Consider the following 14,793-nt stretch of genomic DNA (forward strand, 5'->3'; position numbering starts at 1 on the left):
TGAGTTAACAGCCGGGTGGTCAATACCGACCACCCACTTTCCGGCGATTTAAGTACGTGTTGGCATCAATAATCGGTAGTTGGGCGGGGCGCTGGGTCATTCCCGTTGTGTCCGTCAGGGTTCTCAAAAAAGCGACCAGCGCTTTCTGCTCGCCGGTAGTCAGGTTAAGGGCCGCTTCCGGCAAGGTCTGCCCATCGAGTTGAATACCAATTCCCCGACCGCCACCCCGGTTATAGAAATCAACGACCTGTTCCAGCGTTTGATAAACACCGTTGTGCATGTACGGCGCGGTGAGGGCTACATTCCGAACACTGGGGGTTTTAAAGGCAAACCGATGCAGGTTTTTCTGATACGTGTTGTACTTTCCCGGATCCGTGTCAAGTTCGGCGTGTCGTGTTCGTCGATGAAGCGGTACGCCAATGATTTCGCTCTCCGTTTTTTCGTACTGGGGTGGCACAAAGCCATTATAAATCGGAAAGAAATGGCAGGTGGCGCAACGGGCTTTCCCCAGAAATAAGTTAAAACCCCGTTGCTCACGATCCGTTAATGCCACCGGTTCGCCCCGCAAGTAGCGATCAGGTCGCGCCTGTAACCCCGTCAGGCTACGGATATAACACGCCAGCGCATTGCGCACGTTCGGCGCGGTTAACCCGGCGGGAAAAGCATCGGCGAAGGCCTTTTTATACGCTGTACTGGTCCCAAGCTTCTGCACGACGTCTTCGGGCGATGTACGCATTTCGTGCGCGTTACTGAGTACGTCGTGGGCCTGATCTTCGAGGTAAAGCGCCCGAGAATCATAGAATTGCGCATTTTGTAAACCAGCATTAATAAGCGTAGGTGCGTTGCGGAGCACCCGCTGCCGGCTACTGAATGAGCGGCTTTTGCTTTGTCCATCGGTAAACGCACGTTCGGGTTGGTGGCACGAAGCGCACGTTCGGGCGTTATTTCCCGATAATAATGGCTCGAAGAAGAGCGTTTTACCCAACGCTACTTTCTGCGGGGTGCTGGCAAATGCGCCGAAATTGATGAGAAAGTCGGGCCGAAAAGCGCCCGAATCAGAAAGCGTCGCAACGGTTGGCGACAGAAAGCGGCTAGTGGTCGCGGCCGGAATGCCGAGTGCCTGCCGGGCCTGTTGCAGCGACCGGCAAAGTGGGTAAAGCTGTTGCCGGATAAAGCTGACCCGATCAAATGCATCGAAATCAGACGCCGTTTCCAGTACGTGAATCGCTTCTGCCCAACGCTGATCAAGCTGGGCCGCGCTCGATGCGGACAGGCGTTTGGCATACGGTTTAAAGGTATGCTGAAGTATCCGAATACTTGCGGCTGCTTCCAGCAGACCTGTTTTGGCTTCGGGAGCGTCATAGCCCGTAAGTACCGCTGTCAGCAGCCGAAATAGTTGCTGCCGCATGGCATCCAGCAGGTTTGCATCCGTTAACTGATCGGCGGGAATGCCCTGTTCCAGACGAGACGCGTAGGATAGCAGGACGGTTAATTCGCGGGTTAAATCTTCCTTTCGGGCGGGTTCATACGTCGGGAACAAAAATGGCTCAACCACTTGCAATCCCGTTGGTAGAATAGGCGTTTGGCCCGGTTCTGTTCCGTCAACGTCTACCACCGGGGGGCCATTAACATGACTCGCCAAAAACGGCTCATAATACGCCAGTAGCCATTCGAGACGCTTGTACGCCAGCCGGCTTCGTTTGAAAGCTGTCCGTAGTGAATCGGTAGGCGCATCGGCGGCAACGTACCCGGCTAGCTGACGCACCTGTTGCTGAAACGCTTCGTTATCAGCCTTAAACTGCTGGTAAACAACCGGCCCAACTGATCCTTCGTCAGTTGGCAGGAAAGCCAGACTAGCCGCCAGCAGAAAAAGCAAGCTGATCAGTCGGTACATACACGCAGCCTGTTTGATGCCTTCATGGCGCGAATGGTTATCGTGAAATAGAAACGGGTCTATAGTGATTAAACAGCGCGATTAGCCGAGATTTTCCGTTGCCAGTTATCCAGTAATACAGCCGTAGCAATGCCCACATTGAGCGATTCAGCATCGCCGTAGCGAGGGATCGTAACCCGTTGTGTGATGTACGGCTCTGTTCCGGGCCGGATTCCATTGGATTCATTACCCATGACCAGATAGCCTGATCGGTCAAAGTTCAGTGTATGAACGTCTTCACCATCCAGAAAAGCGCCGTACACAGCCTGCGTCGACTGCTGTAATACCGGTTCGATATCGCCATACCACCAGCTTACGCGCGTAAATGACCCTTTGCTGGCCGAAATGACTTTCGGGTTGTAGACATCGGCAGTCGTTTCGGAACACAGTACCTTACGAACACCGTACCAGTCGGCAATACGAAGAATGGTCCCCAGGTTACCCGGATCACGAATATCATCCAAAATCAGGACAATCTCATCGGGCTCAGCCAATAGGGGGCGGTTCTCCTTCGTTTTGACCACAGCCAGGGCCGCGTTGTTGCTTTCGAGGGTACCGGCCCGCTGGAGGTCGGCCACAGAGGCAATTTCGACGGGCGTTCGTTGGTGGTCTGTCAGGCGAGCGTTTTCTTTGTAAAATTCTTCAGTTGCCACGAGCAGTTCCGTCTGAAAATCGGACTGCAACACTTCCTGAACGCTCTTGGCTCCTTCGACCAAAAACGCGCCATGCTGCTGCCGAAATTTTTTCTGATGCAGCGACTGGATATATTTAAGTCTATTTTTAGAAAGCATGATCAAGATGTATGATATAGGATGTAAGGTGTATGATTGGTTTGCGGGCTATGCATCATCTACCCTACACGCTACATCGCGAATAAGTCTGTTGCTGCTGATCGTTTCCCTGTCAGGCTGTTTGAGCTCCAAACAGCTGAAGACAAACGGATATATTCTCACGGCACAAACGGTACGGGGAAACCGGGGCGTATCCAGTGAAAACTTACTGAGCCTGATTCCACAAAAACCAAACCGGCGACTGCTTGGCCTGCCCATTACAACCCAACTGTGGCTGTACCAACTCGGCCAGCGCCGGTACGACCGGAATGCCGCGTTACGCAACCTACAGGCCAAAACTAACGAATTTGAACAGCAAAGCCAGCTTGCCGCGAATCAACCCCAGGAACTTAAAAAGTTAAACCGGCGCTACGGCCGCCAGTTAAAGCGCCTTCGTCAGAAAGCCGAAGAGGGAAACTGGGTTATGCGAAACCTGGGCGAACCACCTTCCTACTTCTCCGAAAAAGACGCACAGGCCAATGCCGCGAAGATGCAAAAATACCTGTCTGACAAAGGTTTTTTCAACGCAAAAACGGCCTATAAACTTGATACCCTGCGCCGAAGCCAGATTCGGGTTAATTATTTGGTTACGGAAAATGCGGGCTTTTACCTACGAAATATCGTTTACGAAATTGCCGATCCGCGCGTAGACTCTCTCGTTCGGCAATCATTCGATAAATCAAAGCTCCAGGTAGGTGATCGGTTCGATTTCGAAAACATGTCGGGCGAGCGGCTCCGCATCGAAACGTTGCTGCGCGATCAGGGCTATTACACCTTCTCCCGGCAGTACGTCCGGGCAACCGATGTCGATACCGTTCGCCGGGGCAATGACCGCCGTTTCCGTTTGGGTCTCGAACCGGGCGACTCGTTGCGACGCAATGTCGATGTAACGCTTCAGATCATGAATCCGCCGGGTCAGTCGGCCCACCCGATTTACCACATTGGGAAGGTCGATATGCAGATCAGTTCGGCCGAATCCCTTCCCCCGGTTGATCGGCTCGTCGATTCTACAGGAGCCGTAAACATACCCATTGTGCCCGTTACCCAATTCGATACGGTGAACCGCAACGGCGTCAGGTATTTGCTCAGTGGGCGTAATTTATCCGTACGCCTGCTGGATTCGAAAATTCTGCTCCGTCCCAATCAACTGTATAGTCAGACGAATTACCGCGATACCCAGCGGCAGCTCTTCCTGCTGAATCAGTTCAAATTTGTCAATCTCAATTTCGTCGACACCACCAATCGCCGGCTGAAAACGCTGATCACAGCCACGCCACTGGACAAATACGAAGCAACGGCCGAGGGTGGCTTTACGGGCTTGCTTTATCAGGGTGCCGGGTATCCGGGCGGCTTTGGTAGCTTAGTATTCAGGGTTCGCAATATGTTTGGTGGCCTGGAAACATTTGAAACCACGCTCCGGTATGGGCTTGAAGCGCAGACCGGCTTTGTTCCTGACCCGAACAACCCTAAAAATACGGTTTACAGATCTCAGGAATTAGGCATCAGCAGTTCGTTGACATTTACGCAAATTTTATTTCCCGGACGTATTCGCTTTGCATTCCGGCGATTTGCGCCCCGAACCCAGATCAGTTTAAGCTTTAATAACACATTCAGACCCGACTTCCGGCGGTCGCTTCTACGGGCTAGCATGGCTTATACCTGGCAAACGACACCGACCAAACAGTTCAGCTTTCTGATTGCTGATATTAATCTCATCAATGCGGGAAATGGTAGCGTGTCTGTTATTAGTGAAGCGTTTAATCAGCAGCTGAGAGATTTAACCGCGCAGGGCAGTACGGTTTATCTGAGTTTTCGGCGCTCGTTGAGTTCGAGCTTTAGTTTTGCCTATACGTATAACACGAACATTCCGGGGCAAAACCGGCGTGCTAACTTTTTGCGCACGGTTATTGAATCGGGTGGAACAACGCTCAACTTGGTCTCGGATAAAACGGTCTCTCGCTGGAGCGATACATTGACCGGCATCGGATTGCAGTTCTACAAGTTTCTCCGGGGCAATATCGATTTTCGTCACTACATCCCCATTCGGAACCGCACAACCGTGGCGTTTCGCATTAACACGGGCGTAGCCTACGGGTATGGCCCGGATGGCGGACCGGTTCCCTACGAGAAATTCTTTTTCGCGGGAGGCAGCAACAGCGTCCGCGCCTGGTTACCCCGGCGTCTGGGACCAGGTTCTGCATTCCCCTACCAGACCGACCCCTCTGTACCGGCCATCAATTCAGCGAATGGCCAGTTTATTTATCTGTTCGAGCAGCCGGGCAATGTACTCCTCGAAGGGTCTGCTGAACTGCGCGGACGCCTGTTTCACCTGGGGGCCGACATAGATGGGGCTATTTTTGTCGATGCCGGCAACGTCTGGACACTGACCAACAACCCTTCCCGGCCAGGCTCTGTTTTTCGGTTCGATACCTTTTTTCCCCAGATTGCGGTTGGTACGGGCGTCGGACTACGGTTTGATTTCTCCTTTTTCGTCGTTCGTTTCGACGGGGGAATCAAAGTCTGGGACCCCGCCCGACGTTATATTGATCTGACAAAGAACGAGTTGGTAGACAAACGATTTATCCTTCCCGAATTTTCCCTGGGCAAGTTGACCAGTGGTGCCAATCCGCTGGTGATCAACTTCGGGATTGGTTATCCTTTCTAATTAACGTTGTTTCTGTTGGCATTGAGACAATAGATTGTCTGTACAGCTCACGAAGACATGAGCTATAGAGACAGTAGGTTTCAAGAAACTGACTTCACACTAATTAAAAACAGATACCACGCTGGTGCTGCTTTTTCGCACGCGAATCACCTGTTCTTACAGTTAAGGTATTTTAACGTCAAATACTGCCAAAATGACAGCATTATCGGGGCTTTCTTCGTAATTTTACGGCTTCATAAGTAAACAGTGGTTCACGAACCTTGATTATCAACGGCTCAGAATCATCGACTTCAGACTATTATGACGCTCATACCCGAACTGACTATACTGCAACCCGCCGACAAAGAGCAAATTGACCTCCCCCGTACATCGGAAGATGAGTTGGCTATCGGCAAAAAACGGCTGTATATCGAAAGCTACGGTTGCCAGATGAACTTTGCCGATAGCGAAGTCGTCGCGGCTGTTATGCGCAATGCAGGCTACGCAACAACCTCCTCGGCCACCGAAGCCGATGTTATTTTCCTCAATACCTGTGCCATCCGTGACAACGCTGAACAGAAGGTTCGGCACCGGCTCAAGCACATCATAGGCCTGAAACGCCTGAAACCCGAACTCATGGTCGGGATACTTGGCTGTATGGCCGAACGCCTGAAAACCAAACTTCTTGAGGAAGAAAAAGTCGTGGATATTGTGGCGGGTCCGGATGCTTACCGCGACATTCCAAAACTGGTTGAAGAAGCCGAATCAGGCCAAAAGGCCGTCAATGTTTTTCTGTCCCGCGAAGAAACCTACGCCGACATTTCCCCTATCCGATTGAATTCCAACGGCGTAACGGCCTTTGTTTCGATTATGCGTGGCTGCGATAATATGTGCAGTTTCTGCGTTGTGCCCTTTACCCGGGGCCGCGAACGCAGCCGCGATCCTTATAGCATTCTTCGCGAGGCCCAGGATCTTTTCGATCAGGGTTACCGTGAAGTTACGTTGCTGGGGCAAAACGTAGATAGTTACAAATGGATAGCAGAAGCGGGGAGCGAGACGGGAGAACTCATTGATGCGTCAGCAACGTCTACTACGACAACCTTCGCCGGGTTACTCGAGCGGGTAGCTCAAATTCATCCCGACCTTCGGATTCGCTTCTCGACCTCGCATCCGAAAGACATTACCGACGATGTGCTGCACACCATGGCCCGGTACGACAACATTTGCAACTACATCCATTTACCCGCTCAGAGCGGTAATAGCCGGGTGTTGAAGCTGATGAACCGTACCTACGACCGGCCGTGGTACATCGGTAAGATTGACCGTATTCGCGAGATTCTGGGCGAGGATTGTGGTATATCCACCGATGTGATTTCCGGCTTCTGCTCCGAAACGGAAGAGGAACACCAGGAGTCATTGTCGCTCATGGACTATGTGCGCTATGACTACGCCTACATGTTTGCCTACTCGGAGCGGCCGGGTACGCTGGCGGCCAAAAAATACGCCGACGATATTCCGGAAGACGTCAAAAAACGTCGTCTGAACGAAATTATCGCCCGTCAGCTTGGTCATTCTGCCGAACGCAACCAGCGGCATATTAATCAGGTACAACGTGTGCTGATCGAAGGTCCGTCCAAACGGTCCGACGAATTCCTTTGTGGCCGGAATGACCAGAACAAAATGGTCGTTTTCCCAAAAGGAGACCATCAGAAAGGTCAGTATGTCAATGTATTAGTGACCGAGTGTACATCGGCGACATTACGGGGCGAAGTAGTTTGATACGTGGCACCGCGCGGGCGGCCCCGCCGACACTACAGCAACCGTAAACTTTTATGAATCAACAGGAAATTCAAAGCGTTAAACAGCGCTTCGGCATAATTGGTAACGCGCCCGGCCTCAACTACGCCATTAACGTAGCGATGCAGGTAGCCGCCACCGAATTGACCGTACTTATTACAGGCGAAAGTGGTAGTGGTAAAGAATCATTTTCCAAGATCATTCATAGCCTGAGCGCCCGTAAACATGGTCAATTCATTGCCATCAACTGCGGAGCCATTCCGGAAGGCACCATCGACTCAGAACTGTTCGGCCACGAAAAGGGCTCGTTTACCGGTGCGGTCGACTCCCGGAAGGGTTATTTTGAAACGACCAACGGAGGTACTATTTTCCTGGATGAGATCGGCGAAATGCCCCTCGGCACGCAGGCCCGACTGCTTCGTGTGCTCGAAAACGGTGAATTTATTCGGGTTGGGTCATCGAAAACGCAAAAGACGGATGTCCGTGTTGTTGCCGCGACCAACGTCAATTTGATGGATGCGGTAGAGAAAGGGAAGTTTCGGGAAGATCTGTATTATCGACTCAACACGGTACCCATTTTTGTGCCACCCCTGCGCGAACGCGGTATGGATATTGAACTGCTGTTTCGCAAGTTTACAACCGATTTCGCCGAACGGTATCGCATAAAACCCCTTCAACTGACCGATGCGGCCAAACAGGTGCTGGTTCAGTACCCGTTTCCGGGAAATATCCGGCAGCTAAAAAATATTGCCGAGCAGGTTTCCATTCTGGAATCGGAACAGAATAAACCCATTGATCCCGAAATTTTATCGAAATATCTCCCGCAACAGCAGCAACCGAACCGAACCGTAGCCCTGTTTCCGCAGGCAAACGGCAGTGCGGGTACCGACTTCTCGGAACGGGATCTGCTCTACAAAGTGCTGTTCGATATGCGCCGGGACGTGAATGACCTGAAAAAGCTCGTTCGCGATGTGCTGATGGGCAACGGTCAGGACAGTGGACAGATTCTTCATACGCACAAAGACTTGTTCGATTCAATCTCATCGGATACAGACAACCGGCCATTGGCTGAAACGAACGTAACCCGGCTGCTACCCCCCGTTAACGGTAGCGTCAGACCCGAAACGGCACCACCCAGAGCAACGTCCCCAGCCGCAGAAACGTACGGCAGCCATCCGCCCGTACAGATCTACGATGATGTGGATGGCGACGTGAATGATCTGACAGAAGTAGAAGATGTGACCCATGAAACAGAGGAAGATGATTCGCTTTCGCTGGAACGACAGGAGAAAGAAATGATTTTGAAAGCTCTCCGGCGCAACAACAACAAACGAAAATATGCGGCTCAGGCACTCGGTATATCGGAGCGCACGTTATACCGGAAAATTAAACAGTATGAGATTGATGAAGAATAAATTAGCCATTAACAGCCGACTTATGCGTATTCTGTTATCTTGCCTTATTCTTAGTTCATCGTTCTTTATACAGTCTTGCGGGGTGTACTCATTTACGGGTACGACCCTGTCCCCCGCCATCAAAACGGTTACGGTCAACAACTTCACGCTGGCAACGGCGGGAGGACCGGCTAACCTGCCGCTCACGTTCAACGAGCGACTGAAAGAATATTACCAGCGTTACACAAACCTGAAGGTTGTTCCTAACAATGGGGATATGGTTCTGGAGGGAAACATCACCGGTTACGATCTGCTGGCGGTTGCTCCGACAGCCCAGGACCAGGCGGGTGTTAACCGGCTACAGATTACCGTTCTGGCCCGTTTTTATAACAACAAGGACGAAACGAAAAACTTTGAACAATCCTTTTCGTTCTATCAGGATTTCCCGCAGGGGCAGACATTGAGCCAGAACGAGAGTCGCCTGGTACCCAGAATTCTGGATCAGATTGTCCTGGATATTTTCAACAAGACAGCGGCCGACTGGTAAATTGACCGATGACCTGCCAGCCGTTTTTCGTAGTAATCATTTATCATTCATCCGCGTCGGCAGACCGATTCATCCGTACTTTCGACCATGCTCGCCCTCGACAAAGAAACGTTCTCCTATTGGGTCACTCATCCCAATGACCTTGCCCCTACCGACTTTCTGCAATTGCAGGAAAGTTTGGTTACGTATCCATACTGCCAGACCCTGCACACGCTAACGGCCAAAGCAGCCTCGGTTCATCAGCGGGGGCAGGCCGTCTCTTTTGTGCGCAACGCTGCAGCTCATGCCCTGAGCCGAAATGCGCTGCGGAAACTTATTGAGAATGAGTTTCAATGGTCAGAAAACCTACTGACAAAGCTGAATGAACTCTCGGCCAGGCACGTTCCGGTTCCCGACGATTACCAGCAGGAGAGTTACGCTTTGTTTAAATCAAAGGCGGGCCTCAGCAACGGCTTTCCCAAGTTACCACTGCTGAAGCTACCGGGGCAGACAGATCAACCCGCCGTTGTGGTCACGACGCCAACCCCCGAAGACCCGACGCTGATCGAAACAAATCTGCAAAATGATCTCGAGCAGATTGCGGAAGCAGCGCCCCCTCCGCCAGCGCTTTCCCCCGCCGACGTTGAGCGCCAGCGCCAGTTAGACCTGATCGATAGCTTCATCAAGAAAGAACCCCGTATCCCACCCGTGCGGTCCAAGCTGGGGGAACCCAACACGCAGGAAGACTTAACCAAACGCACAAAGCCCGTTGGGGGTGGTTTGGTAACCGAAAGTTTTGCCAAGATTCTGGAAAAGCAGGGAAAATTTGATAAAGCCCAGGAAATCTATGAAAAACTGATGGTGAAAAACCCAGAAAAAAAGGCGTACTTTGCGGCAAAAATTAGCGAATTATCGAGTGCGGACGGGAGATCGACTGAATCGTGAAACCACTCCTATTCGCTGTTACCTATTTGTCTTACCTGTTTAACGCACCGGCGATCCGGTAGCTACTGATTTCATGATAACGGCAACTATTGTCATCATTTGTATTCTCACCGTTCTTCTGATTCTAATTGTACTTGTTCAGAACTCAAAAGGCGGAGGCCTGGCTGGCGAATTTGGCGGCTTAGGTTCCAATCAGTTAATGGGTGTAAAGAAGACGACGGATTTGCTCGAGCAAATTACGTGGGGCCTTGGCATCGGCGTAATGGTCCTGTCGCTGGCTTCTTACATCATGATAGACCGGACGCAGGTAGGCGGTATCAACAGCGCCAACGTCGATCGGGCACAAACCCAGACGTTACCCGGCGCGGCAGCCCCCACACCGGTTCCTAGCGCGGCCAACGGCGCTGCCCCTAGCCAGGCGGCTCCCGGCGCACAAACACCTGGTGCATCGACGTCAGCGTTGACACCGCAGAAGTAAGCCTAGCCGTTACAACAAAAAAAGCCGTGCTCTTTTGAACACGGCTTTTTTTGTTGTAACGGCTAGGCCACCGCCTGAACCAGTAATTGCCGCGCAATGGGCAACAACGTTTCCTGAATCGGGTAGTTTTTCTGACTCTCCAGCGTAAATGTGGCCGGATTAGGCAGGTATCGGTGCCGCCGGATCAAATCGAGTTTAATATTCTCGACGGTGTTGGCCAAGCTTTTCCGAACCGCTTCAATAAACCGCATTTGTACCAATCGTCCACCCGGTTCCTGATCCGAATACAAAGTCAGGCAGAAATAATAAACGTGCGTCTCAGTCTGATCGGTTGTGTGCAGCAGTAAATAACCCTCTTCCGGTCGTAGGGGCAGCAGGCCCACCGGAGCCAGAATCAACGAGTTGGCAATGTCGAGCCAGCGTTGCTGCCCTTCGGCCAACAGCGTCTGAAAGCGGGGCAAGGCAAATTCCATGATCGCATCCATCTCCGTCATGAACGATGGGTCCGTTACCTCGGATTTGTATTCGATTCGGGGTGGCGGGCCCGTAACTCGACTAACCCGCTTGGGGAAAGCCGCATTTAACGTACCTTTGCCCCTCGAAAAACGAATACCTGCGTCGTAATGACTTCGCAGTTCAGGCAGGTCCGGACAGAGTTTGTGCTCAACGAAATTTTTCTGAACCGCCTGTAAGTATGCCATCACGACATACTTCTGATATTCGGCGTCAAGCCAATTTTGCGTAAACCAGTCAGGTTGTAATTTTTTCATAAACCAGAATACTTACTTGTTTAGGTATATGATCCTGTTAAACTAACCAACGATTGGGAAACTGCCAAATTCTGTTTGCTGAAAATGCACCATTTGCCGAAGGAAGTTAATTGAATCAACGCAATGGCAGTATGGCAGACTTTAACCGGAAAATATGGCAGTTTACCGTATTGGCACAGTAATTGGCGATCGAGAAATGTCGTGTAAGTAAAAACACAAACAGTAAAAAACCTTAATCAACTCATTATCATGGTAGCAGAAACGGAAAGCGTTAAAGTGAACGTGAAACCGCTGGCCGACCGGGTGCTGGTAGAAGCCGCACCGGCCGAAGAGAAAACGTCGTTTGGTATCATCATTCCAGACACCGCCAAAGAAAAACCCCAGCGTGGTACGGTCGTTGCCGTTGGTGCAGGTAAGAAAGATGAACCCCTAACGGTTCAAGTGGGTGACACGGTACTGTATGGCAAATACGCCGGTACAGAAATCACCGTTGATGGCAAAGAGTACCTCATCATGCGTGAATCTGACATTTTCGCAATCCTTTAATTCAGTTCGTCGTTCGTTGTTTGTGGTTCGCGCAAGTCCCGGCGGGGAACCGCAACTACAAACTGTAGACTACAAACTTTTCAAACTCTAAGAAACAATGGCTAAGAAAATATTTTTTGATACCGAAGCGCGGGAGCGCATCAAGAAGGGTGTTGATACCCTTGCCGATGCCGTTAAAGTAACCCTCGGACCTAAAGGCCGGAACGTAATTCTGGATAAAAAATTCGGCTCACCTGTTATCACCAAAGATGGTGTAACGGTAGCGAAAGAGATTGAACTGAAAGACGCCATGGAGAACATGGGGGCTCAGTTGGTGAAAGAAGTAGCTTCGAAAACGGCTGATTCAGCGGGTGATGGTACAACGACAGCCACCGTATTGGCGCAGGCGATCTACTCGATCGGTGCGAAAAACGTAGCGGCTGGAGCAAACCCAATGGATCTGAAGCGTGGTATTGAGAAAGCGGTTATTGCCGTTGTCAAAAACCTGGCTGAACAGGCACAAACCATCGGTGACGATTTCGGTAAAATCGAACAGGTAGCGACCATCTCGGCTAACCATGACGAAGAAATCGGTACGATGATCGCTGAAGCCATGAAAAAAGTGGGCAAAGAAGGCGTCATCACGGTTGAAGAAGCGCGCGGTACTGAAACGGAAGTTAAGACCGTTGAAGGTATGCAGTTCGACCGGGGTTACCTGTCTCCTTATTTCGTAACGAACACCGAGAAAATGGAAGTTGAACTGGAGCGCCCGTTCATCCTGATCTCGGAAAAGAAAGTTTCGTCGATGAAAGAGTTGCTGCCCGTGCTGGAGCAAGTTGCTCAAACAGGCCGCCCGCTGCTGATCATCGCTGAAGATGTAGATGGCGAGGCCCTGGCTACGCTGGTTGTCAATAAAATCCGGGGTGCCCTGAAAGTAGCTGCCGTTAAAGCACCTGGTTTCGGCGATCGTCGGAAAGCGATGCTGGAAGACATTGCTATCCTAACGGGTGGTCAGGTGATCAGCGAAGAGCGTGGTTTCAAACTGGAGAACGCATCGATCGAATACCTGGGTCAGGCTGAAAAAATCCTGATCGATAAAGACAATACAACTATTGTCAACGGTGTTGGTGAGAAAGAAAACATCACGGGTCGCGTAAACCAGATCAAAGCCCAAATCGAAAACACGACGTCAGATTACGATCGCGAGAAATTGCAGGAGCGTCTGGCCAAACTGTCGGGTGGTGTGGCTATCCTCTACATCGGTGCAGCCACCGAAGTAGAAATGAAAGAAAAGAAAGACCGCGTTGACGACGCGCTGCACGCAACCCGCGCGGCCGTTGAAGAAGGCATCGTAACCGGTGGTGGTATTGCGCTGATCCGCGCTATCTCTTCGCTGGACGCGATCAATGCGATCAACGAAGACGAAAAAACCGGTATCAACATCATCCGTGTTGCCCTCGAATCACCGCTGCGCACAATCGTAGCCAACGCCGGTGGCGAAGGTTCGGTTATCGTGAACAAGGTGAAAGACGGTCAGGGTGGTTTTGGCTACAACGCGAAGAACGATACGTTCGAAGACTTGTTTGCCGCCGGTGTCATTGACCCGAAAAAAGTAACCCGTCTGGCTCTGGAAAACGCAGCGTCTATCGCTGGTCTGTTGCTGACGACGGAATGTGTTATTGCCGACGAGCCAGAAGAAGCTCCAGCCGGTGGTGGCCATGGTCACCCAGGCGGTGGCGGCATGGGCGGTATGATGTAATCCATCAACCTCTTGTAAATAAAAACTCTCCGGTCAAATTGACCGGAGAGTTTTTATTTATATATGCATCGATTGATAAGGCCCCTTCCCGACAATCGCCAATTTTTAGCGATCAAATCTCAACTTTTGACAAACAAAAAAGCCAAGCGAGACACTCTCTTGGCTTTCTGATTTACTCAACGTTATGAAAAACTTTTCTTTTCGACACAATAGTAAAACAAAAATACGGAAAATTGATTCTTTTTCTCAATTATTTTTTCGAACATAAAAGGCAATTTGTTGGTATACAGCCTTTTAAACAAAAAAAAGTACTCAAAAATTGTTTAAAAATTAAGTACATTTACTTAATAGACTTAACAAAACGACCATGTAGTCACACGGATTAGGTAAATAAAAGACCATCGCGGATGGTTACTGTTCGGTCAGCTAAAGCCGCCAGGCCTTCGTTGTGCGTTACAATGATAAACGTTTGGCCCAACTCATCCCGAAGTCGAAAAAATAGTTGATGAAGTTCTTCCGCATTGCGTGAATCTAGATTTCCGCTGGGCTCATCAGCAAAAACGATAGCGGGCTCGTTAATCAACGCCCGGGCAACGGCGGCCCGTTGTTGCTCTCCACCCGACAGCTGCGAGGGAAGATTGGTAAGGCGGTGTTTCAGGCCCAGTGTCGTCAGCAACGATTCGGCACGCTGCCGAACGGCACGTTCGTCTTTACCAGCAATGAAACCAGGCAGGCATACATTTTCGATGGCCGTAAACTCGGGTAGTAGGTTGTTGAATTGAAACACAAACCCAATGCGCTCGTTTCGAAACTGCGCCAGCTGACGATCATTGAGCGTGAACACATTCTGCCCCGCAATGTGCAACTCACCCGAGTCGGGCCGGTCGAGTGTGCCGAGAATTTGCAGCAGCGTGGTTTTACCGGCTCCCGAAGCGCCCACAATAGATACAACCTCGCCCGGTTCGATGCTTAGGTTGATACCTTTGAGAACGGGCAGTTCACCGTAGTTCCGGCGAATATCTGTTGTGCGAAGGATTGGTTGCATTAGAGAACAATGAATGAGGGATACGAAATGATGATGGGGCACTGGCGGGCTGATAAATGGTGAATAGCCTACGTAGGCTTTCATTCATCATTTATCATTCATAATTCATCATTTCCAATTAACTTGCCGCACAAAAATACGATTTCC

General features: G+C 50.8%; 12 protein-coding genes. 8 read left to right on the plus strand and 4 right to left on the minus strand.

Translation table 11 applies throughout. The features are described 5' to 3' along the window. Nucleotides 1-19 precede the first annotated feature (19 nt). Both ACYU87_RS17855 and ACYU87_RS17860 read right to left on the minus strand, forming a co-directional pair. Nucleotides 20-1,894: a cytochrome c peroxidase gene (locus ACYU87_RS17855; protein WP_461135442.1), complete on the minus strand. Its 1,875-nt coding sequence runs from the start codon at nucleotides 1,892-1,894 to the stop codon at nucleotides 20-22. Nucleotides 1,895-1,962: 68 nt separating this feature from the next. Further along, a complete protein-coding gene (locus ACYU87_RS17860) occupies nucleotides 1,963-2,724 on the minus strand; it encodes a TrmH family RNA methyltransferase (protein WP_461135443.1) in 762 nt (253 codons plus the stop codon). Between ACYU87_RS17860 and tamL the strand changes: the two genes are divergently transcribed. From tamL to secG, 6 genes are all read left to right on the plus strand, one after another. Continuing rightward, entirely contained in the window at nucleotides 2,723-5,428 is a 2,706-nt protein-coding gene (gene tamL / locus ACYU87_RS17865; protein ID WP_461135444.1) for a translocation and assembly module lipoprotein TamL, read from the plus strand. The genes ACYU87_RS17860 and tamL overlap by 2 nt on opposite strands. Before the next feature lie 300 nt (nucleotides 5,429-5,728). Then, complete coding sequence (gene miaB, locus ACYU87_RS17870) at nucleotides 5,729-7,186, plus strand: tRNA (N6-isopentenyl adenosine(37)-C2)-methylthiotransferase MiaB (RefSeq protein ID WP_461135445.1); 1,458 nt, start codon at nucleotides 5,729-5,731, stop codon at nucleotides 7,184-7,186. A gap of 53 nt (nucleotides 7,187-7,239) precedes the next feature. Continuing rightward, the gene (locus ACYU87_RS17875) at nucleotides 7,240-8,619 is read left to right on the plus strand and encodes a sigma-54 interaction domain-containing protein (RefSeq protein ID WP_461135446.1); all 1,380 of its coding nucleotides are present in this window, start codon (nucleotides 7,240-7,242) and stop codon (nucleotides 8,617-8,619) included. Beyond that, entirely contained in the window at nucleotides 8,609-9,145 is a 537-nt protein-coding gene (gene lptE / locus ACYU87_RS17880) for an LPS assembly lipoprotein LptE (RefSeq protein ID WP_461135447.1), read from the plus strand. Before ACYU87_RS17875 ends, lptE begins: the two co-directional genes overlap by 11 nt. An 87-nt stretch (nucleotides 9,146-9,232) precedes the next feature. Further along, nucleotides 9,233-10,069 carry a hypothetical protein gene (locus ACYU87_RS17885; RefSeq protein WP_461135448.1) on the plus strand — a complete coding sequence of 279 codons (837 nt, stop codon included), beginning with the start codon at nucleotides 9,233-9,235 and terminating at the stop codon, nucleotides 10,067-10,069. Between the two features lie 73 nt (nucleotides 10,070-10,142). Continuing rightward, a complete protein-coding gene (secG, locus tag ACYU87_RS17890; protein WP_461135449.1) occupies nucleotides 10,143-10,547 on the plus strand; it encodes a preprotein translocase subunit SecG in 405 nt (134 codons plus the stop codon). Between the two features lie 62 nt (nucleotides 10,548-10,609). On the opposite strand, the gene ACYU87_RS17895 is transcribed toward secG, so the two are convergent. Next, nucleotides 10,610-11,317, minus strand: a complete 708-nt coding sequence (locus ACYU87_RS17895; RefSeq protein ID WP_461135450.1) for a hypothetical protein — start codon at nucleotides 11,315-11,317, stop codon at nucleotides 10,610-10,612. Between the two features lie 249 nt (nucleotides 11,318-11,566). Between ACYU87_RS17895 and ACYU87_RS17900 the strand changes: the two genes are divergently transcribed. After that, nucleotides 11,567-11,863 (plus strand): co-chaperone GroES, encoded by a 297-nt coding sequence (locus tag ACYU87_RS17900; RefSeq protein WP_012925587.1) that lies wholly within the window; start codon nucleotides 11,567-11,569, stop codon nucleotides 11,861-11,863. Nucleotides 11,864-11,960: 97 nt separating this feature from the next. After that, nucleotides 11,961-13,601, plus strand: a complete 1,641-nt coding sequence (gene groL, locus ACYU87_RS17905) for a chaperonin GroEL (protein WP_461135451.1) — start codon at nucleotides 11,961-11,963, stop codon at nucleotides 13,599-13,601. Between the two features lie 382 nt (nucleotides 13,602-13,983). On the opposite strand, the gene ACYU87_RS17910 is transcribed toward groL, so the two are convergent. Further along, complete coding sequence (locus tag ACYU87_RS17910) at nucleotides 13,984-14,646, minus strand: ABC transporter ATP-binding protein (RefSeq protein ID WP_461135452.1); 663 nt, start codon at nucleotides 14,644-14,646, stop codon at nucleotides 13,984-13,986. Nucleotides 14,647-14,793 lie beyond the last annotated feature (147 nt).

The organism is Spirosoma lituiforme (assembly GCF_054776635.1).